The following is a 22,861-nucleotide window of genomic DNA, read 5'->3' on the forward strand; positions in this document are numbered from 1 at the left end:
TCGCTATAAAATCAGAGCCTTACTCTGAAAATTATAGGTGATAACCAAAAAACCAGGAGAAAACAAGTATGAAAATTCGTCCTTTACACGATCGTGTTGTCGTCCGTCGTCTGGCCGAAGAGCGCACCACGGCAGGTGGAATTGTAATTCCAGATAGCGCTACTGAAAAACCAATGCAAGGCGAAGTCATCGCTGTTGGTGCTGGTAAAGTATTAGATAACGGTGACGTTCGTGCTTTGGCCGTAAAAATTGGTGACGTAGTCCTGTTCGGTAAGTACTCTGGTACTGAAGTTAAAGTTGCAGGTGAAGAGTTGGTTGTGATGCGTGAAGACGACATCATGGGCGTTATCGAGAAGAAGTAATCTAACGAAAGTATTTAAAGGAGATTATTATAATGGCTAAAGAAGTACGTTCTGGTGACGATGCACGTCAACAAATGATTGCCGGTGTAAACATTCTGGCAAATGCGGTACGAGTTACAATGGGTCCTCGTGGTCGTAATGTGGTTCTGGAGAAATCTTTCGGTGCTCCTACAGTAACCAAAGACGGCGTATCCGTTGCCAAAGAAATTGAACTTGAAGATCGTTTCCAAAACATGGGTGCACAAATGGTTAAAGAAGTTGCTTCTAAAACTTCTGATGCCGCTGGTGATGGTACTACAACTGCAACCGTATTAGCCCGCGCTATCATGGTTGAAGGTAACAAAGCCGTTGCTGCTGGTATGAACCCCATGGATCTGAAGCGCGGTATCGACAAAGCTGTTGCAGTAGTTACTAAGGAATTGCAAGCTATGTCTAAGCCTTGCAAAGACGGTAAAGCAATCGCTCAAGTCGGAACCATCTCTGCTAACTCTGACCAATCCATCGGCGATATCATTGCTGAAGCTATGGAAAAAGTAGGTAAAGAAGGTGTTATTACTGTGGAAGACGGTAACAGCCTTGAGAATGAATTATCCGTTGTTGAAGGTATGCAATTTGACCGCGGTTACATTTCTCCATACTTTATCAACAACCAACAAAACATGAGTGCTGAACTGGAGCACCCATTCATTCTGCTGGTTGACAAGAAAATTTCCAACATCCGTGAAATGCTTGCTGTGTTGGAACAAGTTGCTAAATCTGGCCGTCCTTTACTGATCGTTGCAGAAGACGTTGAAGGCGAAGCTTTGGCTACTTTAGTTGTTAACAACATGCGCGGTATCGTTAAAGTTTGTGCCGTTAAAGCTCCTGGTTTTGGCGATCGCCGTAAAGCCATGTTGCAAGATATCGCTATTCTCACCAATGGCCAGGTTATCTCTGAAGAAGTTGGTAAGAATCTGGAAGGTGCTTCATTAGACGATTTAGGCACTGCAAAACGCGTTGTTGTTACCAAAGAAAACACCACAATCATTGATGGTGAAGGTAAAGAAGCTGAAATCAGCGCACGCATCAACCAAATTCGTGCTCAAATGGAAGAGACTACTTCTGACTACGATCGCGAGAAATTGCAAGAGCGTGTTGCCAAATTAGCTGGTGGTGTTGCCGTAATCAAAGTCGGTGCTGCTACTGAAGTTGAAATGAAAGAGAAGAAAGCTCGCGTAGAGGATGCCCTGCACGCTACTCGTGCTGCCGTTGAAGAAGGTATCGTAGCTGGTGGTGGTGTTGCCCTGATTCGTGCTCAAAAAGCATTGGATGGCTTGAAAGGTGATAACCCTGATCAAGATATGGGTATCAACATTCTGCGTCGTTCTATCGAATCACCACTACGTCAAATCGTAACCAACGCTGGTTATGAAGCTTCTGTAATCGTCAACAAAGTGGCTGAAAACAAAGATAACTTTGGTTTCAATGCAGCTACTGGCGAGTACGGTGATATGGTGGAAATGGGTATTCTGGATCCCACCAAAGTAACCCGCACTGCATTGCAAAATGCTGCTTCTGTGGCAAGCTTGATGCTCACCACCGAGTGCATGATTGCTGATCTTCCTAAAAAAGAAGAAGCTGTAGGTGCTGGCGACATGGGCGGCATGGGCGGAATGGGTGGCATGGGCATGATGTAAGCCTGGTCACAACCTTAAAAAACCCGCTTCGGCGGGTTTTTTTATTTGCATGAGGGCTTGAAGTGAAATGCTTTCCTTTGACTCTATAAGTGCAGCCGGCTATGGATTACCCTGTAGCTACTACGCGGTAACCCGCAGAAGATCTGGTATTTTCCCGGCGGACAACAGGGCAATACGTTATTAAAATCTTTAGTGCGGGATGGTCTAAACTAAGTAACTGAGATAGGCTAAAAAAGTAAGGCTGACAAGGAGTGTTAGTATGAACAAAAGCGTGGTGAAAGCGAGTGAGGTGACCGGCGTTGATGTGAGAAACATGCTTGGTGAACATCTTGGCACGATTAATGAAGTAGTTATAGACAAAGCGTTTGGAAAGGTAAATTATTTAGTCTTGGACTTTGGTGGAATTCTTGGATTTGGCAATAAATTTTTCGCGCTTCCCTGGCATTTATTTAAGTACGATAAGGATGAAGATTGCTTTATAATAGATATTGATAAGGAAAGATTACACAATGCCCCAGGCTTTGATAAGGACAACTGGCCTGACTTTGCGTCGCCAGAATTCGCAACGAAAATCCATAAGTATTATGAATAACTAATAAGGAAATAATCATGAATTCTTCAAAAAATGGGTTTAATGGTAAAAAAGATAAACAAGCCACTTCTTCTGAAAAGAAAAGCAATCGTTCACATCACGAGGATAATCCAACAGCTGATCCTATTTCCAGTGAAAATCAGAAGAGAACCAGGGCTGCTCAGCAAGATGAAGTCACCGAGCATTACGAGCAATTAAAAGACAGTGCCGCTGATATATTGGAGGATGTTCGTGCAACTTTGGCGGATGCCCAGGAATCCTGGAAAGAATATGCCGATGAGCTTGCCGAAAATGTAAAAAGAAATCCTTTAAAATCCCTGCTTATAGCCGGTGGAGTTGGATTTATTTTATCATCCATCTTTAAAAAATGATTATGATTAAATTCATTGATCATTTAGAAGGCTTAATCGTCAGCAAGTACACTCTGGGTAAAGCATTATTTAGCTTGTTTAAGCTCGAAGCCAGACTGGCAAAATTAAATATTGTACCTTTTCTGGCCAGTATTGGTGCATTGATTGCCCTTTGCTTCTCTGGTTGGTTGACGCTTATGGTTTTAATAGGCTATCTCATTATGCTATTGACCGGGCCATTGCTGGCGATTGTGATCACCCTGTTTTTGAATCTAATCGCGTTATGGCTAACGGTGAAGAGTTTATCTTCCTGTATCAAGCAAATGAGTTTTGAAAAAACTAGGGCACTGTTAAGCTATCAGCCTGGAGAAAGTCATGAGCTCACGAAAACAGATACAGAACTCCATTAAGCTAATGGAAAGCAATATTCGCATCGAGAGAGCTAAACTCGAGGAACATAAGCATTACTTTCAGAGGCTAAAGAATAGGCATCAACTTCTCTTAGCGGCTATTTTTATACTGCCGACATTTATTGGGGGTTGGCAAGAAGGAAAGAAGGTGCAGTCAGGGCAAGGTATGAAGCGCTTTGGGAAATTTCTCTTAGCTACTACCTTCTCCACCCTTCGTCAGGCAAATTCTTTGAAATTTAACTAGCTGCAAAAAATAAAGAGAGGGATTGCCCCTCTCTTTGTTTAATCTAAATCTTCTCGATTAATCTAATCTTCTCGGCGACATCATGCCCCCGTGAGCACCAAAGCAAGTTGAAACCGCCCCAATCTCCACCCTTCGTCAGGCAAATTCTTTGAATTTAACTAGCTGCAAAAAATAAAGAGAGGGATTGCCCTCTCTTTATTTAATCTAAATCTTCTCGATTAATCTAATCTTCTCGGCGACAACTCATGCCCCAGTGAGCACCAAAGCAAGTTGAAACCGCCCCAATAAAGAATAAGATAAAAATTATGAAGGCAGCCCAAGCCAAGCTACGCGGTGAAGCATTAACATTCACGTTCGTGTTGCCACTAGCATTCTGATTCTGCGCAGTAATTTGTGGAGTTACCGTATTGGCATTCTGCGATGAAACATTTACAGAATTGGTAGCCGCATTGGTATAGCCACCCACAAAATTGCTCACATGTCCTGCCAGGATAGCGCTTAAAATTAAAGCAACGCTCCAGGTCAGGAATCCATAAAGTATACCGAGATTCCGCTGAGGACAATAGAGCCTGCCAAGATAACCTGCTGTGTAACCAGCAACGACCATTGAGACGACAACGGCTATAATGATTCCTATCAAACCACCTATAGCTAAAACAGTGGCTCCTTGATTATTTAAAGTAAATGCACTAAGACCAATTGCAAAACCAAAAACATTAAGTAAAAATCCGAGACCCACTCCAACCAGTGCACCTGCAAAAATGGCAGTCCATGAAACCCGTTTGAATGGGTGAACGGCGCAATGATGGTGATGCTCATGAGGCAAGGTCGGATGGGTAGGGGAATGAATTGTTTCGTTAACCATTTTAACTATCCTTGTTTAGTAATTAATTAAAAAATCCGCGCAAGTAACCAGATAACTACCAGAATACTAAGCGGGACACCCAGTAACCAGGCGATAAGGTATTTAAGCATTTCAATCTCCTTATAAAATTAATATTGCTGAATTGCTCTATCTTGTAATCATCCTTAATGTAACTATGGCTAAATTAGCATAGCCTATGCTTTAGTGAGGCACAACTGTCAAATAAACAGAAAAATCAGGTTTAGCCTTATTAAATATAGTCTCTTTTAGAGAAATTGAAAAAATTTCCAGTCATTCCAAGCTGTTAATGAGCAACACAGATGCAAATATGCTGCCGTAGATAGCGGCAGCATAAATCATTTTCTTTGATTACGAGGGTTCTCCACTGAATTGGGGTTTTTGTTGAAGGATTCGCCTTCCGAAACATGTTTGCTGCTTTTGTCTTGCTGTTCAGGACGCGATTGTTCTTGACCCAAACGGTGGCGTTGCTCTCGATTCTGATGAAACTGGCCTGAGCGAGATTCTCCCTGTTTGTCACGATTGTGTTGCAATTCATCTTGAGATCGTTTTTTGTCAGGGTGTTGTCCCGTACCGATTCCGCTTTCCTTTCGCATGATCGTTCCTTTTTAATTATCCTTATACTAAAGAATAGTAGACAAAACCCTATAAAATTGAATTAGTGAGCCAAATACTTAAATACCCGTTCTTTGATTGCAAATTTTACGATATTCCTCCTCCAGCATCTTTAATTCGTCATCGGTTAATTTACTTAGATCAATGGAAGAGTTGTCTGCTCCACTATGAGATTTAATTAATTCATCAAGTTTTAAATTCAATATGAAGGTATCCCGGTTTTGCGTATGTTGAATTAGAAAAACCATCAGAAAGGTAATAATGGTGGTTCCCGTATTAATCCACAACTGCCAAGTGTCTGAATAGTGAAAAAATGGGCCAGTGATGAGCCAAACCAAAACAATTAATAATGCTAAAATAAAAGCCCAAACTTTTCCTACACCTTCAGAGACCACGTGGGCGAAGTCAGTGAAATAATCTGCAAACTTACGTTTCTTATGTCTTGCTCGTTTCATTGCAACAATTCTCCAAACTATAAAACTTTCATAATCATTAAAGTCCAGATTTTGGGAAAAAGCTATACTCATTCTATGGTGTACCATGTTTTTACTGTTAAAGTTATGAAAAAGCTACATATGCTCGATGTTTCATTACGGGATGGGGGTTACAGAACCAATTTTCACTTCAAAAATGCACAACTTAAGCAGATATTATCCTCTTTGGATGAGTCTGGCATTGAATACATTGAAATTGGTTACCGCAACGGCTTGCTTTTAAACAATGATCTTGGTCGTGCCGGACTCTGCCACAAGGATTATCTGAATGATTGCGCCTCTTGGATTAAAAGGGCAAAGATGGTGGTTATGCTGTACCCAGGGAATGTCCAGTTCGAAGATTTACAAGAATTGAAACAACATCGGGTGGATATGATTCGTATTTGCATTGCAAAAAACCAAATGCCTGAAGCTGGTGAGCTTGCGCACATGGCCCGGCAGCTAGATTTTAAAATTTCCTTCAATCTTACCGGCATGTCCCAGTATCAAAAGAATGAACTTGATGCGATGATAGAGAAAGCATTACAGTATAAGCCCGATATTATTTATTTAGCTGACTCTAATGGAAGCATGTTGCCTGAAAAAGTCGATTCAATCTATCAAAGTTTGAACCGACAATACTCTGTTCCGTTTGGTTTTCATGCCCATGATAATTTGGGTTTGGCACAGGCAAATGCCATATCGGCCATAAATGCGGGAGTAGAGTTTATTGATGCTTCTCTTGCAGGAATGGGGAAAGGAATAGGAAATCTTAAGACGGAGTTCTTCGCTGCCTACCTGCAAGCGGTTAAATTAAAGCAATATGATTTAGACGCGCTTTTGTCAGCGGCAAATTATGCGCGCAAAAGCTTGGGAATAGGGCAGGAAGCAATCGAACTCTTAGAGTTTCATCGAGGCATTTTTGACTTGAATTAATGCCTTATTTAGATAAATTTTATCTATTGAATTTATCTAATCAATCGATTTTATTTAAATTTGGTTTTCGGCTATCTTTACAATGGAATAACAACGAGGAGATTAAAATGGATGACGTTATTAAAAAATTATCAGTACTTATGGCAGATACCTATGCTCTCTACCTAAAAACGCAAAATTATCATTGGCATGTGACAGGCCCCCAATTTAAATCCATGCATGAATTATTCGAAATGCAATATCAGGAATTAGCCGAAGCAGTGGATACTCTGGCAGAGCGTATTCGCGCTCTAGGTCATCAAGCGCCAGCAACCTTTAAAGAATTCGAAAATTTAAAACGAATTAAAGACGGGGACGCTGGTAAATCTGCCAATGAAATGGTTACAGAACTGGCGCATGATCATGATACCCTCGTTAAAGATTTGAATCAGGCATTAGCCTTAGTGGAAGATCATAAAGATGAAGGAACTGCTACCTTATTAGGCGATCGCCTGGCTGCTCACGAAAAAGCCCGATGGATGCTGAATGCCTCACGTGAAAGAGCGTAGGAGGGTTCATTCCAGATACCAATATTAAGAGATGGCCCATAATGGGCCATGCATTTAACCGAATTGTTCATGCTAAATCTCTTGCAGAGATAATAAACATTTTCTAAGGGCTTGGACTGAGTTTTTTTGCGAAATACCAATACAGAATCACTTGGATTTTTTGATAGAATCAATGATTCGATCATCCCAGCCAAATAAGGCAGGGTTACACACAGCAAAGGATTTCAGGTGGTTCAATTACTTTTTTCAAGTGGCCTGTTTCTCAGCGCCAGCCTCTTATTCATTATTCAACCTATGGTTGCCAAAGCTTTGCTTCCAGTTTATGGTGGGACACCTGCCGTATGGACTGTATGCATGCTTTTTTTCCAGGTTTTGCTGCTACTTTCTTATGGCTATGCTTATTTGCTGAGCAAGATTAATGATATTTGGCTTTGGCGTTCCTCACATTTTGCTTTGATGTTGATTAGCTTATTGAACCTACCGCTTATGTTTTCGCCCTCAATTAAAAATGCTGTGCCGGAATTAAGCATTCTCGGTAATCTGCTTTTGCAACTTGGATTTCCACTTTTAGTTGTGGGGGCTTCAGCCCCTTTATTGCAGTTTGCATACAGCCAAACACGAGGTAAAAAGGCCAGTGATCCTTATTTTTTATATGTCGCCAGTAATATAGGTAGTTTATTGGCTTTACTTGCCTATCCATGGCTAATTGAGCGTTATATTGGCCTAAAGTTGCAATTTTATTACTGGACTTGGGGATATTGCGTCTTTCTATTGTTGCTTTTTATTATTTTTCTGGCTTTTTACTACCAGCCCCTTTCCCAGGTTTATACAAGATTTAAACTTTCCTGGTCGCAAGTACTTAAGTGGGTAACCTACAGCTTTATTCCTTGCAGTTTGCTGCTCGGAGTTAGCTTTTACATTTCCACGGATGTTGCACCTACGCCTCTGCTATGGACTATCCCACTGGCCCTGTATTTACTTACTTTTATAATTACTTTCGCTAAACGATCAATTATTTCTTTTGATTGGCTGAAACAACAAGTTCTCTTTTTCTTCATTTTTCCAGTACTGGGATTCATAATAGGTGGCAATAACATTTCGGTAAGCCAGATTGTTATTTTTCACTTATTAAACTTTTTCGTTTTGTCTTTGCTGTGCCATCAACAATTAGTGGAATTAAGGCCGGTACCGAACCAGTTAACCTTATTTTATTTTTGCCTCGCTCTGGGTGGTGTATTGGCAGGAATTTTTAACGGTTTAATTGCACCAAGACTGTTTTCAGGAATTTATGAATATCCTTTGGTCCTAGCCCTGGCGCTCTTATGCATTCCCCTAAAGGAGGAGCGAGGCTTTACTTATATGCCTCTGCTTATTTTGATACTGCTTGCATTGAATTATTACTTAATGGATGGTGAAGTCTTTCATCTTTTGAAGCAGTATCATGTCATTGAAATTTTGAGCCTCATTTTAATTGTTCTTTGGTCGGGAAACCGCTTAAACCTATTCCTGGGTTTTAGCATTTTATTTATTTTCCTGTTTTTTCCAGCATTTCAAAATAAGGATGTGCTGCTGCAAGAAAGAAATTTCTATGGGATTAAACAGGTTTCAAAAGTGGCGGGTGCTTATGCTTTAATGAGTCACAACACCTTACATGGCTTTCAAATGCCCGATAAAGACCATCTCAATGGGGGTGTTGCTTATTATGGCCCCATGCAAGGAGTAGTTTCACTGCTCAGGGAAGATAAAAATACATTAACAGCGAACATAATTGGCTTAGGTACGGGAACAGCGGTATGCCAATTTCAAAAAGGGGATCAGGTTCAGATCATCGACATTGATGAGCAAGTTATAAAAATTGCCAATAATCCCCGCTGGTTTAGCTATCTCAGGGATTGTCCTGCCAAAGCGTCCATTATAAAAGGGGACGGCCGTATGGCTTTGAGGCAAGTAGTCAATGCCAGTGCGGATTTACTGGCACTTGATGCTTTTTCCTCAGATGCCATTCCTACGCATCTACTGACTTTGGAGGCTTTCAAATTATATGCTCAAAAAATTTCATCGGATGGGGTGATTTTGGTTCATATTTCAAACCGGAATTTGGATTTCTTGCCAGTTTTAACGGCAGTGGGTCGCCAATTGGATTTAATTGTATTGAAGAAGCATCAGCAGGAAAATTTACTTGAAAAACAACTGGCATCCGACTGGGTGGCTTTAACCATGAATCAACCTTTGGCGGTTAAACTCATGCAAAAAGGGGGCTGGCATTTCGTGAGCATGGAAAATCAACAGTTATGGACTGATGATTACTCCAATCTAATCCCTTTGTTAAAATAAATTCCTGTGAAAGTTAAACCGGACAGGATTGAGGCTGGATAGGGAAATGACAACCAAATGCCCACCGCTGGAACCCATGCAATGTGGCTATAAAACATAGGGAGAATTGCCTCCCACCTTTGAGGAGCCAAATAACTCCGTTTCAATAGCATTTACTTTTGCCAATAACGCTTTTAGTTTGGCTTCAGAATTACACTCTTGGAGCGTATTTTGTAATTGCGCTAATTCGTCGGTCAAATTGCCGTCTGTTGAATTGCTGCGTTGTAATTCTAAAGTTAATTTCCAGATGTTTTCTACAATTTGGTTATGTAGGGCCCTATATTCACGGGTAATGTTCTTCAAGTTTCCCAACTGTGCATTGCCACCATGAGCCACAGCAACTTGTAACCCTTTCAACAGTTCAAATTTATTGCGTGCCATTGTAGCGCCTCCTTCTAATGACTCATTTTTAAATCCAATTGTTTCTCACAAACTGGATTAATTGCTGGTATTAATTGGGTTGGTTCAGCGGTGCCTGGGTCAGTAATTGTACTTATTTTTTGCGTTTTTTGTTTAAATAATTTTACAATATTATTAGACTCAATGTTCACCTTGCTCACTGTAGGTGCTTTCGTTTCCTTAAATGATGCAGAAGGCTCAGGAGCCGCCACCACTTGTTCTTTTTGAGCGGCGCCAAGGGAATACTGGGTTGCTCCACCAAGCACACCCAAGGCAACTCCGGCGGTTATCACTATCCCGGCACTCGCAGCAAGGGTCAGGGGTAAACTTAGACCAAAGCTAAATACATCAATCACTCTGAGCGCCATAAGTGCTATGACTGCAGCTGCTGCAATTAGGAAACCTCCTAAGAATCCTTTCCAGGTCTTGTTGACTAAAGTTGGACTTTGTTCAACAGGAGTTAGTTCTCCAGTTGTGCCAAATGATATTTCTGCTATGTCTTCGAGACCTTCCAACTCTTCTGTAACATCATATGCACTCTGCTCTAAATCTGCGGTAGGAATTATTTTAATTGCACCTATCTCTTCTTCATTTATTTCCATTTGAGGAGGGATCAACAGATTTTTTAATCGATCAAAATCTTGATCCAGGGCAAAATAGTCATTTGCTTTCACAATGGCATGATTACCGTTTGCGACAAAACCTTTCATATGCAGCAAGTGCTCGCGAGCGTCATTTTTCGCCTGTTGAGTGACAAGATAATCCTTAAAGGACTGGTCTTGCATGGCACTTTTCCTTAACTCCTCACGACGTTCACTTAAATAATCATAAAACCGATCTGCACTGGAGCCATAGGGTATGTAGGCATCCACGAATTTTTTCAGGTAACTGTCAGGCAAGAGAAGAATTCTCAACATGCCTTGATTCATTTCCTGACGAAAATGTGGGGAATTGGCCAAATTTGCATCAACAATTCGACTGCTGGAATGTGAAATTTCTTCTGTTCTAATATCCAGCCAATTGAATGCATAAAAACCTACGGGAAAAGGGAGGCTTTTTAACAATTCAGGAGTGATTTCTTTAGGCTCGCTGCCATAAGAATCGGGATCCTTGATGGATACAAAAGACCAGTCGCCATCAATTTTAATCACTTGGTCTCTATCATTTAGGCCTATGTTTCCATTTTTAAGATCAATTTCTTGGACAAATACCCCAACTATCATTATGAAACCCAGTAGAGTATAAATCCCTTGCGTAAATTTATCTTGCTCGTTAGTTGGCAAGTCTCGGTAACCAGGAACTTCTTCAGACAAAATATAAAACGTTCCATATAATGGATGATGTGCTATTCGTGTCTCTGGCTGGCTAGGAATAATCAAGCGGAAAAATTCCTGGGCTAAAAGCTCAAGGCGGGCGGTGTCAGGCGATTTCATTTCTTTGTTAAACCAGACCTTGGAAGAACCAGGTAAAATACCTTTGGTTATTTTATGAGAAAACTTACCACGCCCCCCGCCTTTTTGCTGCTTGAGGCTGCGAATATCAATTAATGTTGGAGGCATATGAGCTTATTTTTGACTGACAATGCTAAATTTTAATGCATATTTATTAAAGGAATATTAAGCGGCAGTGTAGATGCTAGGCATGTTTTCCGAAAGGTTTGAATAACCACCCTACACGCTGCTTTCAGAAACTCCATAGTTTTTACTTAAAAATCTGAAGATTGAAAATGTAATGGCTTTACATGGATTTCCACAAAGTTACTCACAGTTTTTGGGGATAACTTTGAAGCTTAAAGCTTTTCTTCTCCTTGAGAAGCTAAGCCATTTCTTAAATACAATGGTTATAAAGTAACTCTTGGAAACAAAAGAAGGGAAATTATCCACAAAAGAAACAGGGCGGATTAGGCATAAAGACAGTCAATGATAAGCAAATTTGCAGCCATACTTGAATCCGCTAAAGAACACTAAATCAACCCTTGCCATTGCATAAGGTTTACATCCTCATGATTTATAGTCCTAAACAGGTATTCACATTCTTCAATCCTTTCCTAAGTTGGCGAGTAAATCCTGTTAATATGTGCTGGAATCGAAATTTTTCTAAATTTCAGCCAAATTGCCTTTAGTTTCTAACCATATCTTTCGATCTGCAGCTCTTTTCTTCGCCAGCATCATGTCCATTAAAGCCATTGTGTCTTCTTCATTGTCCAAAGTAAGTTGAACCAGGCGGCGAGTGCTTGGATCCATAGTCGTTTCTCGAAGTTGCATAGGATTCATTTCGCCAAGACCTTTGAAACGCTGAACGTTAATTTTAGCTCTGCTGTTTTTACTCAACTTCCCAATTATTTGTTCTTTCTCTTCATCATCCAAAGCATAATAAACTTCTTTTCCTGCGTCGATGCGATAAAGAGGGGGCATGGCTACAAATACATGTCCAGCTTGCACCAAAGATTTGAAATGACGTAAAAACAAAGCACAAAGAAGGGTGGCAATGTGCGCTCCATCTGAGTCCGCGTCAGCGAGAATGCACAGTCTGCCGTAGCGCAAACCGGTCAGATCAGCTGAGCCAGGATCTACACCAATGGCAACGGAGATATCATGAATTTCTTGCGAAGCCAATACTTCGGATGAATCAACTTCCCAGGAGTTCAGTATTTTCCCACGCAGAGGCAGAATGGCTTGAAAATCCTTATTACGTGCCTGCTTGGCTGAGCCGCCTGCAGAGTCGCCTTCCACCAGGAATAATTCGGCCTGGCTTAAATCCTGCTGCAGGCAGTCTGCCAATTTCCCAGGTAAAGCAGGACCTTGACTCACCCGTTTGCGGGCGACTTGTTTGGCTTGCCGAAGCCGTTTTTGCGCTCGCTCAATGGCCATTGCCGCAATCATTTCCCCTTGGCTTCGATGCTGGTTAAGCCAAAGTGCAAACGCATCTTTAACAATGTTGGCCACGACGCTTGCAATTTGGCGGGAGCTTAATCTTTCTTTGGTTTGCCCTGCAAATTGCGGCTCTTTCATCTTTACCGATAACACATACTGACAAGGCTCCCAAAGATCATCTGCGCTGAGCTTAACGCCTCGGGGTAATAGGTTTCGCAATTCGCAAAATGCAGCCAAAGCATCAAACAATCCCGCCCTCAACCCATTAACGTGAGTTCCACCTTGAGGAGTTGGAATTAAATTAACATAACTTTCACTAAAACCGGCATTAGCTGTGTTTGCCCAAGCTAAAGCCCAATCAACCGTAGCTTCTTCATTCGCGAATTCTCCACAAAAGGGTTCATCCGGGAAATAGTCACTCACTAAAGATTGCCGTAAATAATCAGCCAAGCCTTTCTCATAACACCAATGCATTTCCTCATCAGTGACTTTATTGTTGAAAGTCATGGAGAGGCCAGGGCATAACACCGCCTTGGCGCGAAGAAGATGCGTTAGATGTTTAATTGAGATTTTGGTGCTGTCAAAATATTTTGCATTGGGCCAAAACCGGATTGTGGTTCCTGTGTCACGTTTTTTAGTAACGCCGAGCTCATTGAGTTCTTGTACTTTTTCTCCATCAGCAAATGCCATGCCGTAGATAATGCCATTGCGTTTTATACTCACTTCCACACGTGTGGACAGGGCATTGACCACTGAAACCCCAACTCCATGTAATCCTCCGGAAAAACTGTAGTTTTTATCCGAGAATTTACCGCCGGCATGTAAGCGGGTCATGATTACTTCTACACCGCTCAAGCCCAGCTGGGGATGGAGATCAACAGGCATGCCGCGGCCATTGTCTTCAACTTCTACCGAGCCGTCTTCGTGCAAGGTGACGATGATTTGACTGGCAAAGCCAGCGATAACTTCGTCTACGCTATTGTCAATGACTTCTTGAGCCAAATGATTGGGTCTTGTGGTGTCGGTATACATACCAGGACGCCGCTGAACCGGCTCAAGCCCGCTCAATACCTCTATCGCTTCAGCATTATAACTTGCAGACATGGACTTTACTTACCTATAAAAATACAAATAGTTTAGCATGAAAAGATAGCTTTCCAGTTATTCTTCTATTGTTGTACCTGACATCATCAGGTCTGTCCATACTAAACATGACCTTCAAACGTCTTGTGTTTTCGAAAGTTATTCAACGACAATATTGGGGAATTTTCCTGCGTAGTTAAGAGGTTTTTGCGACAGAAAAATTGCAGCGCGAAGAGCAATTTGAATGAAGCGCTCCGCCACCTTATTCTCGTTCTGTGCCGCTGTTGGATTGCCCTCATCCGTTTCTTGTTGTATTCGTTTATCCAGGGGAAGCTTGCCTAAAAGAGGCAGTTTAAAGGTATCCGCTAATTCTTCTGCACCACCGCTGCCAAAAATAGCCTCCTGGTGCCCACATTGAGAGCAAGTATGCATGGACATATTCTCAACGAGTCCAAGTACATCAATATTTGTTTTTTCAAACATTTTAATGGCTTTTTGAGCATCTAGAGTGGCAACGTTTTGAGGGGTTGTGACTACAATAGCACCCGTAAGCGGAATTTTTTGTACCAAACTGAGCTGAATATCACCTGTTCCTGGAGGCAAATCGATGATTAGATAATCCAAATCATCCCATTTGGTTAAATCCAGCATTTGCATGAGGGATTTAGCCAGCATTGGGCCACGCCATATTAATGCTTCATTGCTATCCGTCAAATAGCCAATGGACATGGCCTGGATGCCATGAGCTTTGACGGGCACATATTGATCATTGGCTACTGCAACAGGTTCTGCTGAACCAAGCATTAAAGGAATACTTGGTCCATAAATGTCGGCATCTAAAAGACCTACTTTGGCTCCGCTTCTTGCAAGGGCAATCGCTAAATTGACAGCAACGGTTGATTTCCCAACACCACCTTTACCGGAAGCGATAGCGATCGTGTTTTTTACTCCTTTTAAACCTTTGCCTATCATTTGTGTTTGATGCGCTTTGACAAAAAAATCAAAAGAAATGTTAATTAGGTAATTGGGTAGAACTTTTTCCAACTTGCTTTGGAGAATAGGCAAGAGAGTTTGCTCAAGCCAATCGCTGGGGAACCCGGCGAGTAATTTAAGATGGATGGTTTGCTGATTTACAGCAAGCTCATAGCGTAAACCCATCTCTTGCAAGCTTAATTGCAGCAATGGCTCATAAGTATCTACTAATGACTCTCGAATAATGTCTTCTATGTTCATTGAAACCAGTTCTGATTTTTAAAAATTAAAACGATCATACCGCAGCAATGAAGTGCATTGAACCATTTACAAGAAAAGTTTTAAGGAAGTGTTAGCTACTCTCTCAGTTAAACCTTAATCAAATAAGGAAAGAGCACCTGACTCCTGTTCAACATCAACTGTGGACTTAGGTTGTCTGAGGTGTTCCATCGCTTTCACCAACTCAGGATTTTTAGAGAGAAGTTGGCCCTGTCCATTGATCCAGCCTAGCTGTTGAATCACTTTGCGGCTGCGTTGACCACCCTGGTTCAAGGCATGATCAAGAATGCACTCAAGCTTGAGCATTGGGTTATTATAGGAAATGTGGGACGTTCTAAAGAAGCTGAACCAACCCCGCAAATCATCTTCAAAGCATTGCCCGTAAGTTTCTTTAAATTGTGTGATTAAAGATTCATGCGGGGTTGAGAATGAATAGTTTAAGCTGTATTTCTCAGCGTATTTTTCCGCCAGAATATCTTGCACATGGGCGCTCGGGTGGACATCATCCCAGAACATGTAACCTGGTGCAGGTGAGGTGTGATTAGGTTTTATCTTAAAATCAGGGGAGGTGATGTATGGCGTGTGCAGTTTATTCACATCCAGAGCATATCTCTCAGGATGCTCATAAGCGTCTTTGAATATTCCTGAGGCATTAAAGACATCAATATCACAGTAACTGTAAGCCTTTCTTAAGCGCGCTACCCCTTGGTTTAAAAGTTCATTAAAATACAAGCAAACAACATGAGCATTATTCTGCTCTGACTGTTCCATCTTTTGAAAGCGTGGAGTGAGTGATAAATCGGGCAAATCGAATAATACAAAATGGCAATATCCCACCTTAATTAACTGTTCAACATTATCCAGTCTCGCTTTAACTGCCCGTTCTGCTTCTTCTTTACTTGGTCGGTTGTTTACAGTAATAAGGTCATTGGCGCCTGACCATTCGGTAATGAGCGTTTCATCTCGATGATCTTGAGTTATTCCGCGGGCTTTATCGTCTTCCAATAATAATTGGCGTTTGCCCTCAAGGGTGGATAAGATTTTTTCCGTTGCCAATAATTTAAAGTCGGCCGTAATTCTTCCGGAGTAATTGTAGGAGGTTAATCCTCCTTCAGCATAATAGCGAACAAAATCCTGATGCTTAAAATTGATTTGCCGGTAAACATCGAGTTGAAAATCATCTGTGAATGGCCGTTCAATGCGTTCCTCATGGTCAATGATTCCATCTGCAATATCCGTAGGACGTTGACCTTTGTATTCCAACTGTTTAATGATGCATTCTTCAGCTTCTGTAATCCCGAAATTTTTATCCCAGACATAGCCATTGGTGAAAGAACCTTGGGGAGACTTGCCTTTAAGACCACTTAAACCATCCATTGGAATAATGCCTGCCAATTTCCTGTGATCCATAAAACCGGGGTCGCTGAGACTATCACCCATAAAAACATGGTAACAAATTTGCTTGGCCATGATTTCCTCATCAGTTAAAGATGCCGCCATTAAAGAGCAAAACCGAAAGAGTTTTATGATCTTGCTGTCTAAAAAATAGAATTTAGGTCCATACTTATATCAAGGGAATTTACAGAGCTTATTATGAGAAAGAACAGCTTTTTCTCTTTCCTGCGATATCTGTTTTTCGCTGCGTTTTTCGTTTTCCTGACTGGGGCACGGGCAAGTGTGGGTTATACGGTTATTTATCCGAATCAAGATCCCCAACATCAACCCCCGCCGCCAAGCCAACCTCCACCTAAAGTTTCCCCGCCTTCTCCACAGCTGGAGCAGTTACCCGATATAACTCCTGGTAACCAGCTTATACCTGAACAAATTCCGGCGCAACTGCAGCAGGCCCCAAGCGTACAGCAATTACCACAGGTACAATCGACCCCCCAAATTCAGCAGAATGCCTTGCCGCAGCAACAACCCTAATCGCTGCTAAGGGAAAAGTTACGTCGCGGCCATAAACAAGGTTTCTGGGGTTTGATATTCCCAAGTCAACCATTTCCCACTGGCTAAATAAAATAAACCGCAGTGAACCTGATTGTTCATGGAATTTATAAAATAACTGGCGTATTCATTAACTTGTTGACGATGGCTGTCTTGAGCTTGCTCATCGTCGTTCCCTGTTTTGAAATCAATAATCCATCGCTTACCCTGATAAATGAAGGTGCGATCCAGGATGCGTGTAGTTGCTTCCCCCTCTCTCGAAATGATTAAAGCATATTCATTAGCTTCTTCGGCCTGTGCCTTAATAATCCATTGGCCGATGGGGTTTGCGAATAAATTGGCCATTTTTTCCTTTAACCAGGCGCAAGCGGTTTTCAGCTCACCTGGATTGAAGCCTAGCGTTTTGAAGCGCTGGCTAACCATGTCCCAGGGTAATTGCTGAATATTTTCCGGATGGTTATTGCAAACCCATTGCAATAGTTCATGCGCCACGACGCCTATTTGGCGCAAATTTTGTGCAAACTTTGGCAGTCGGATTGCATTGATTGAGTGGTGGAGTGTCACCTTGTTTTGATAATAGTGGGTAGGCAGTCTTTGCAGAGGAGGGGGATTAAAACTGCTGATTTCTTCTGTTTCCAGGGATTTAGTGCTGATAAACTCCTGATTTTTTAATAATTTGCGGAAACTTCCCTTGCTCTCTCTCTCGCTGTAATCAAAAAGATAAAGTCGTTTTTTGGCGCGTGTCGCAGCCACATACAGCAGGCGTTGCAATTCATAATTGCTTTTTTCAGCATCCAATTTAGCCAGATAATTGTAAAGCAGGCAATTTTCATGGTGTGCGGCCTTAATAGGGGAAACCAAAAAAAAGTCATTGTGGGCTGAGGGGAATTTTAGCCAACGAAGCAGCGGTGTTTCCTGATTAGGACCTTTAGTGCTGAGACCGGGTAAGATGATTGAATCAAACTCTAATCCTTTGGATTTATGAATGGTCATCACTTGTAATCGTGAGGAATGGCTTCTTTTCGCATAAAGTTTATTAAATTCAACTCGAAATTGCTCCAGGTTTGGATAGCCATTTTCGCTAAATCGTTCCAGCAAAGCCCAAAATTGCTGCAAGTCAGCTCTTTTAGTCTCAGGTAAAATTGCATCGACATGCAACTCTTTAAGAGTGTCGGTAATCCACTCAACTAAAGGCAGTTGATGCCGTTTTAAAAGCGCATTGTGCAAGACCCCCTGAATGAATTCGAGGCGAAGACGACCCTCTTCGCTCAATGCAATCTGATTTAAATGCATTAGGGCATGGTAAATTGATTTTTTTTTGTCAAAATTAGCAACGGCATGAAGATCCACGAGCGACAAGCCACAGAAGGGACTTCTCAAAAAACTAAGCCAGGCTAAACGGTTGGCAGGCATTAGCAAGGCCTCAGTTAAAGTATACAGATCTCGAAGATGCGGCAATTTGGAGAGTAGTTCAATTTCAACGGCTTGAAAGGGAATTTGCCGTGCTCTCAATATTTTGAACACCTCAGCCAATTGATTGCGAGATCGGACTAAAATTGCAACTTCATCTTGGGGAAAATCCTGTAATTCTTGAATGGCACAATCCACCAGGGCTTTTGCCTCTTCACTACGATTTTGAAATTGATAAGCTTTTATCCAGCTTGTCTCCGGAGAAGGAAGAACAGCTACAGACGGGTGAAATGAAATAGCACCAGACTCAATGCTGTCTTTAGCTGGAAAAATCGAGGAAAATTGTTTATTTATCCAGTTAACTATGGTTGCTGAGGAGCGAAAATTACAGCAAAGTTCTAAAAATTCCAGTTTTACTGAACCAATCCCTTGCTGCTTGGCTTTCAAAAATAAGCCAACTTCAGCCTGCCTGAATCGATAAATCGATTGCATGGGATCCCCAACCAAAAAAAGTGTCCGTCCATCTTGAGGCTCCCATCCTCTCACTAATTTTTCCAGCAGTTGATACTGCGAAATTGAAGTGTCTTGAAATTCATCAATGAGTAAATGGTTAATGCGATTATCAAGATGAAGGGCGAGATCCGTTGGGTTATCCTCTTCTCCTAAAGCAAACAAGGCTTGTTGTGAAATGGCTGTGAAATCCACTTCATTGTGAGTACCGAAGATGAGTTGCAGATGTGCAACCAGCAAAGGCAATAAATTAAAAAGCGCCTGCAAAACTTGCCATTGTTCTGGATGATAGCGAGGAGCAGGCAAGCTTTTAACCTTGAGTAAACATTCAAGGAAATTTGCTGTAGTTTTCAGTCGTTTAAAGAGTTCCGTACTTTGGGTTTTGATCTGATCATATAGCTGGTTATCACAGGCACCTCGCTTAAGGTCAAGCCGACTCCTGATCTCATTTTTTGAAGTCAGCAAGATGGAAGCCAAACCACAGGCTTGTTCACGGTTTAAGTCTTCAAAATTAAACCAATTACGCAAAGGATAGTGAGGTGAGTCTGGAAGAGCCGTAACTTCTGCCATTAGCCTGGCTAAAAAGCATAGCGGCTCACGATCTTCAAGGTAAACGCTTTCTTTAAACCGGTTCAGCTCCAATTCTTCGATTTGGGCGAGCATATTTTCAAATGCGGTTTGTTCTTGTTCGCGAGCCATGTATAAAGAAGAGAGCCATTGATCTCGATTGGCTAACATTTCGGAAAAAAAAGTGAGCAATTTATCTTGACGATTATCAACATGGGCGAGCAAGGTTTTTAAGGAGGGATGGAACCGAGCATCTGATAAGGCATGATCCAGGCAGGACCGAACAGCCATGTGATAATAAGCTTCCGGTTTTTCCGTAATTTTGGAATAAGGAATTTGGCGGTCTTGCAATGGTATTGCATGACAAATCATCTGACACAGCGCATCAAGAGTCATAATTGACAGTCGCCCTGGCTGTTTTAATAAATCCCAACCTAGCTGTTCACTCCGTGCCAGGGCTTCTTGAGCATAGTGCTGCGTTTGTTGCTGATGAGCTGAGTCAGGTTTTTCACCTTCATAGGCCCGCCTTAAAGCATGCAGAATACGCTCTCTCATTTCACTGGCCGCTTTGCGGGTGAAGGTTAGGGCGATGATTTCCTCGGGGGCATTGACGGTAGACAAAAGCCTTAGAAATCGTTGAGTCAGAAGTTCTGTCTTACCCGAGCCTGCAGGGGCTTGGACAATAAAAGAACCTCTTGGATCCGTGGCTTTGCTGCGCTGAAGACTGTCGCTGAGCATGATCTTAGTCCAAAATGATTTCTTGCGCGGGTGCTCTCAAATTGTAATGGGAACTCATGCAATGGCCATAGGCTCCTGCAGTAGCAATCAGAATCACATCGCTTTCTTTCGTCTCTGGAAACAGGCGATTGTAGCCTAACGTGTCGCCCGATTCACAAATAGGACCAACTATATGGGCAAAGCCAGTTTTCTCTTCCTGATATCGGGTCAAATTTAAAATTTCATGATAAGCACCGTAGAGGGCTGGACGCAGTAAACTATTCATACCGGTCTCTATACCAATAAAACGCACTTTCCCTTTTTCCTTACACTGAGTGGCTTTGGCGAGAATAATGCCGCTTTCCGCAACAAAAAAGCGTCCAGGCTCGAGCCATAGTGATACTTGCGGGTTGCTTGATTTCACAGCCATCAAGGCAGCATCCAGGGCTTGCAAATCCAGCTCTTGCTGCCCGGGTTTTTCCACAACACCCAAGCCGCCGCCCAGATTAATGATCCTTACATTTGGGAAGTTCTTCTGCTGCAAAGAAACCAGCATGGAAGCCGTTTGTTGCCACAATTCTGGAGTTAGAATCCCGCTCCCTGAATGAGCATGTAGACCTATTACAGAAATACCATGCTGTTCTGTCAACTGGCTGACTTGCTCAAGATCGCTTTGGGGTATACCAAATTTGGACTCATTCCCGCCTGTACAGACGTATTTATGATGTCCGGCACCACAGCCCGGATCTATTCTTAACAAAATCTCGCGGTTTTTAAACAACTCTGGCCAGTTTTCCAAGGGGTAAAGGTTATCAATAGTGAGATAACATCCCAAAGATAAGGCAAATTCATATTCTTTCCTGGAGGCGAAATTAGGAGTAAACAGCAGGCGACTTCGGTCGATTTCAGGGAATAAATTCAGTACATGTTGTAATTCATCGATGGATACGCATTCAAAACCGATGCCTTTGGCAAACAAATTGTTTAAGATAGCCGAATGGGGATTGGCCTTCACCGCAAAAAACAACTGGTCAATGGCTTTCAGGTTCAAAAGCTCATCGGCTTTGCTGGATTGAGTGGGTAAATGGTACACGTAACAGGGTGAGCTTGTTGCTGCCAAATCGAGTAGTTTCGCCCGTTCAAGTTCCCACCAGGGAGAATTTTTCTTGACTGGATTTCCAAACTCTTCTTGCCAACTTTTAGAGTAATAGAAGCTCTGTGGATTATCATCTATCAGCAAATTGTGCAATTTTTGGCAGAGTTTGTCGGCTTGGGATTCATTCACTACAAACGTCAAATTCAAATCATTTGAAGCAAGAGACATGAGATAAATTTGCTGCGAATCAAACACTTCCAGAGTCGGGCCTAAATGCGGCAATACGGTTCTGATGTCATGTCCTACCAAACTCACAGCACTACAAGGTTCTATTAATTTGGCACGTCCAAAGCGATTTAAATCAGCCAGCAAACCCTCAAGTGCGCTGCGATCACGAAGTTTGGCATTGCTGTCTAGAGACAAAGTGACATTTGACTCTGAAGAAGACAGCAGGTCCACAGAAAACCCGTGGAGTTTAAACGCGGCGAACACATCGGCCAAAAAACCCACTTGTTGCCACATGTGAATCGTATCAATCGAAATTAAAATGATGCTGTGCTTAACCTGAATGGATTTAATAGGAGGGGCCTTGTCATCACTTTCATGAGAAATCCGGGTGCCTGAATGTTCAGGCATTTTGGTGAATTTGACCACCATGGGTATTCCTGCGCGGCGGACGGGGGCAGGCAATTTGGGTGCAACACTTTAGCTCCCATGGATGCAATTTCTTGCGCTTCATCATAGGTAAGCTGCTTTAATAAACGGGCATGGGGCAACAAGTGTGGATTGGCTGTATAAATACCCGGGACATCTGTCCAAATCTCACAAGTTTTTGCTTGTAAAATTGCAGCCAATAAGGCCGCTGAAGTGTCTGAGCCTCCGCGTCCTAATAAAACGGTTTCGCCCTGGGGATTGGCCGCAAAAAATCCCTGTGTGATGATGGCTTTTGCTCCGCTGTCTACTAGCCTTTGGCTGAGCTCAGGATTGGGTTCACTGGTGCAGCGGGCAGCGAGGAAATTCACTTCATCCACGCCTGGAATGATTGTGGATATCAATGCTTCTCTTACATCGAACCACAGGACATTAATGCCTTGATTGCGCAAAAAGGCATGCCCGAGCCGAGTCATCATCAGTTCACCCAAGCTTAAAATTTGCGCCCGAGTTTTGGCTGATGCTTCCTTTAATAAAGCAATGCCGGTAAGCCACTGATTGAGTTGCTGCAACTCATCCTCAATGAGGCTAAAGGGCACTTTGAGTACCTCAGCCAATTCCTTATGGCTGTTGCTGATGTCTGCCTCGATATTTTGATGTTGGTTAATCAAGGCCGCTTCAATTGCTTGCTCAAGTTTATTTGAAATCTGGGTTAGTGCAGAACAAACGATAACGGGTTGCACCCCGTTTTCTATATGCTGCTTAGTGATAGCAGCAATATGTTGCCAAGTTTGCAGCGAGGATACGCTGGTGCCCCCAAATTTAGTAACGAGTTGTTGCATGACGATGTCCGAGCAAAAAAAGAACACATTAGCATGGACTGGCTTGGCAATACAAG

The 22,861-nt window shown here is 42.3% G+C and carries 18 protein-coding genes and 1 pseudogene; 9 read left to right on the top strand and 10 right to left on the bottom strand.

Annotated features, from left to right (window positions below; all coding sequences use genetic code 11):
* Positions 1–68: 68 nt before the first annotated feature.
* The 5 genes from EL203_RS04085 to EL203_RS04105 all read left to right on the top strand — a co-directional run bounded on the left by EL203_RS04085 (position 69) and on the right by EL203_RS04105 (position 3,390).
* On the top strand, positions 69–362 hold the full coding sequence (locus EL203_RS04085) for a co-chaperone GroES (protein ID WP_058470389.1): 294 nt from the start codon (positions 69–71) through the stop codon (positions 360–362).
* A gap of 32 nt (positions 363–394) precedes the next feature.
* Positions 395–2,038, top strand: coding sequence for a chaperonin GroEL (groL, locus tag EL203_RS04090; protein WP_058470388.1), 1,644 nt, complete (start codon positions 395–397; stop codon positions 2,036–2,038).
* Positions 2,039–2,297: 259 nt separating this feature from the next.
* The gene (locus tag EL203_RS04095; RefSeq protein ID WP_058470387.1) at positions 2,298–2,630 is read left to right on the top strand and encodes a PRC-barrel domain-containing protein; all 333 of its coding nucleotides are present in this window, start codon (positions 2,298–2,300) and stop codon (positions 2,628–2,630) included.
* 17 nt (positions 2,631–2,647) lie between these two features.
* Entirely contained in the window at positions 2,648–3,001 is a 354-nt protein-coding gene (locus EL203_RS04100) for a DUF883 family protein (RefSeq protein ID WP_058470386.1), read from the top strand.
* Between the two features lie 2 nt (positions 3,002–3,003).
* Entirely contained in the window at positions 3,004–3,390 is a 387-nt protein-coding gene (locus EL203_RS04105; RefSeq protein WP_126320091.1) for a hypothetical protein, read from the top strand.
* Between the two features lie 467 nt (positions 3,391–3,857).
* Here EL203_RS04105 and EL203_RS04110 read toward each other — a convergent pair whose 3' ends face one another.
* The 3 genes from EL203_RS04110 to EL203_RS04120 form a co-directional block, all read right to left on the bottom strand.
* Positions 3,858–4,499 carry a hypothetical protein gene (locus EL203_RS04110; RefSeq protein WP_058470383.1) on the bottom strand — a complete coding sequence of 214 codons (642 nt, stop codon included), beginning with the start codon at positions 4,497–4,499 and terminating at the stop codon, positions 3,858–3,860.
* A 356-nt stretch (positions 4,500–4,855) separates the two neighbouring features.
* Entirely contained in the window at positions 4,856–5,113 is a 258-nt protein-coding gene (locus EL203_RS04115; RefSeq protein ID WP_058470382.1) for a hypothetical protein, read from the bottom strand.
* Positions 5,114–5,191: 78 nt separating this feature from the next.
* Positions 5,192–5,587, bottom strand: coding sequence for a low affinity iron permease family protein (locus EL203_RS04120; protein WP_058472165.1), 396 nt, complete (start codon positions 5,585–5,587; stop codon positions 5,192–5,194).
* A 105-nt stretch (positions 5,588–5,692) separates the two neighbouring features.
* On the opposite strand from EL203_RS04120, the gene EL203_RS04125 reads away from it, so the two are divergent.
* From EL203_RS04125 to EL203_RS04135, 3 genes are all read left to right on the top strand, one after another.
* The gene (locus EL203_RS04125; RefSeq protein ID WP_058470381.1) at positions 5,693–6,541 is read left to right on the top strand and encodes a beta/alpha barrel domain-containing protein; all 849 of its coding nucleotides are present in this window, start codon (positions 5,693–5,695) and stop codon (positions 6,539–6,541) included.
* A 107-nt stretch (positions 6,542–6,648) separates the two neighbouring features.
* Entirely contained in the window at positions 6,649–7,089 is a 441-nt protein-coding gene (locus EL203_RS04130; protein WP_058472164.1) for a Dps family protein, read from the top strand.
* A 228-nt stretch (positions 7,090–7,317) separates the two neighbouring features.
* The gene (locus EL203_RS04135) at positions 7,318–9,423 is read left to right on the top strand and encodes a spermidine synthase (RefSeq protein WP_058470380.1); all 2,106 of its coding nucleotides are present in this window, start codon (positions 7,318–7,320) and stop codon (positions 9,421–9,423) included.
* Between the two features lie 87 nt (positions 9,424–9,510).
* Here the strand turns inward: EL203_RS04135 and EL203_RS04140 are convergent, their stop codons facing one another.
* The 5 genes from EL203_RS04140 to EL203_RS04160 all read right to left on the bottom strand — a co-directional run bounded on the left by EL203_RS04140 (position 9,511) and on the right by EL203_RS04160 (position 16,538).
* On the bottom strand, positions 9,511–9,843 hold the full coding sequence (locus tag EL203_RS04140) for a hypothetical protein (protein WP_058470379.1): 333 nt from the start codon (positions 9,841–9,843) through the stop codon (positions 9,511–9,513).
* 14 nt (positions 9,844–9,857) lie between these two features.
* Complete coding sequence (locus EL203_RS04145; protein WP_058470378.1) at positions 9,858–11,420, bottom strand: hypothetical protein; 1,563 nt, start codon at positions 11,418–11,420, stop codon at positions 9,858–9,860.
* Between the two features lie 537 nt (positions 11,421–11,957).
* Entirely contained in the window at positions 11,958–13,838 is a 1,881-nt protein-coding gene (gene parE / locus EL203_RS04150; RefSeq protein WP_058470377.1) for a DNA topoisomerase IV subunit B, read from the bottom strand.
* Positions 13,839–13,976: 138 nt separating this feature from the next.
* Complete coding sequence (apbC, locus tag EL203_RS04155) at positions 13,977–15,050, bottom strand: iron-sulfur cluster carrier protein ApbC (RefSeq protein WP_058470376.1); 1,074 nt, start codon at positions 15,048–15,050, stop codon at positions 13,977–13,979.
* A gap of 114 nt (positions 15,051–15,164) precedes the next feature.
* On the bottom strand, positions 15,165–16,538 hold the full coding sequence (locus EL203_RS04160; protein ID WP_165481220.1) for an SGNH/GDSL hydrolase family protein: 1,374 nt from the start codon (positions 16,536–16,538) through the stop codon (positions 15,165–15,167).
* Between the two features lie 123 nt (positions 16,539–16,661).
* Here EL203_RS04160 and EL203_RS04165 point away from each other — a divergent pair, with 123 nt between their 5' ends.
* On the top strand, positions 16,662–16,994 hold the full coding sequence (locus EL203_RS04165) for a hypothetical protein (protein WP_058470374.1): 333 nt from the start codon (positions 16,662–16,664) through the stop codon (positions 16,992–16,994).
* A gap of 18 nt (positions 16,995–17,012) precedes the next feature.
* On the opposite strand, the gene EL203_RS04170 is transcribed toward EL203_RS04165, so the two are convergent.
* Positions 17,013–20,237 (bottom strand): UvrD-helicase domain-containing protein, encoded by a 3,225-nt coding sequence (locus tag EL203_RS04170; RefSeq protein WP_058470373.1) that lies wholly within the window; start codon positions 20,235–20,237, stop codon positions 17,013–17,015.
* Positions 20,238–20,241: 4 nt separating this feature from the next.
* Positions 20,242–22,805, bottom strand: a pseudogene (locus tag EL203_RS04175) (bifunctional aspartate kinase/diaminopimelate decarboxylase).
* Positions 22,806–22,861: the final 56 nt, after the last annotated feature.

This window comes from Legionella jordanis, assembly GCF_900637635.1.
Lineage (GTDB): Bacteria > Pseudomonadota > Gammaproteobacteria > Legionellales > Legionellaceae > Tatlockia > Tatlockia jordanis.

Coding starts and splice junctions, on each gene's coding strand:
- EL203_RS04145 (WP_058470378.1), bottom strand. CDS start 11,420: ATGCCTCCAACATTAATTGATATTCGCAGCCTCAAGCAGCAAAAAGGC.
- EL203_RS04095 (WP_058470387.1), top strand. CDS start 2,298: ATGAACAAAAGCGTGGTGAAAGCGAGTGAGGTGACCGGCGTTGATGTG.
- EL203_RS04165 (WP_058470374.1), top strand. CDS start 16,662: ATGAGAAAGAACAGCTTTTTCTCTTTCCTGCGATATCTGTTTTTCGCT.
- apbC (WP_058470376.1), bottom strand. CDS start 15,050: ATGAACATAGAAGACATTATTCGAGAGTCATTAGTAGATACTTATGAG.
- EL203_RS04110 (WP_058470383.1), bottom strand. CDS start 4,499: ATGGTTAACGAAACAATTCATTCCCCTACCCATCCGACCTTGCCTCAT.
- EL203_RS04130 (WP_058472164.1), top strand. CDS start 6,649: ATGGATGACGTTATTAAAAAATTATCAGTACTTATGGCAGATACCTAT.
- EL203_RS04140 (WP_058470379.1), bottom strand. CDS start 9,843: ATGGCACGCAATAAATTTGAACTGTTGAAAGGGTTACAAGTTGCTGTG.
- parE (WP_058470377.1), bottom strand. CDS start 13,838: ATGTCTGCAAGTTATAATGCTGAAGCGATAGAGGTATTGAGCGGGCTT.
- EL203_RS04100 (WP_058470386.1), top strand. CDS start 2,648: ATGAATTCTTCAAAAAATGGGTTTAATGGTAAAAAAGATAAACAAGCC.
- EL203_RS04125 (WP_058470381.1), top strand. CDS start 5,693: ATGAAAAAGCTACATATGCTCGATGTTTCATTACGGGATGGGGGTTAC.
- EL203_RS04120 (WP_058472165.1), bottom strand. CDS start 5,587: ATGAAACGAGCAAGACATAAGAAACGTAAGTTTGCAGATTATTTCACT.
- EL203_RS04115 (WP_058470382.1), bottom strand. CDS start 5,113: ATGCGAAAGGAAAGCGGAATCGGTACGGGACAACACCCTGACAAAAAA.
- EL203_RS04105 (WP_126320091.1), top strand. CDS start 3,004: ATGATTAAATTCATTGATCATTTAGAAGGCTTAATCGTCAGCAAGTAC.
- EL203_RS04160 (WP_165481220.1), bottom strand. CDS start 16,538: ATGGCCAAGCAAATTTGTTACCATGTTTTTATGGGTGATAGTCTCAGC.
- groL (WP_058470388.1), top strand. CDS start 395: ATGGCTAAAGAAGTACGTTCTGGTGACGATGCACGTCAACAAATGATT.
- EL203_RS04085 (WP_058470389.1), top strand. CDS start 69: ATGAAAATTCGTCCTTTACACGATCGTGTTGTCGTCCGTCGTCTGGCC.
- EL203_RS04170 (WP_058470373.1), bottom strand. CDS start 20,237: ATGCTCAGCGACAGTCTTCAGCGCAGCAAAGCCACGGATCCAAGAGGT.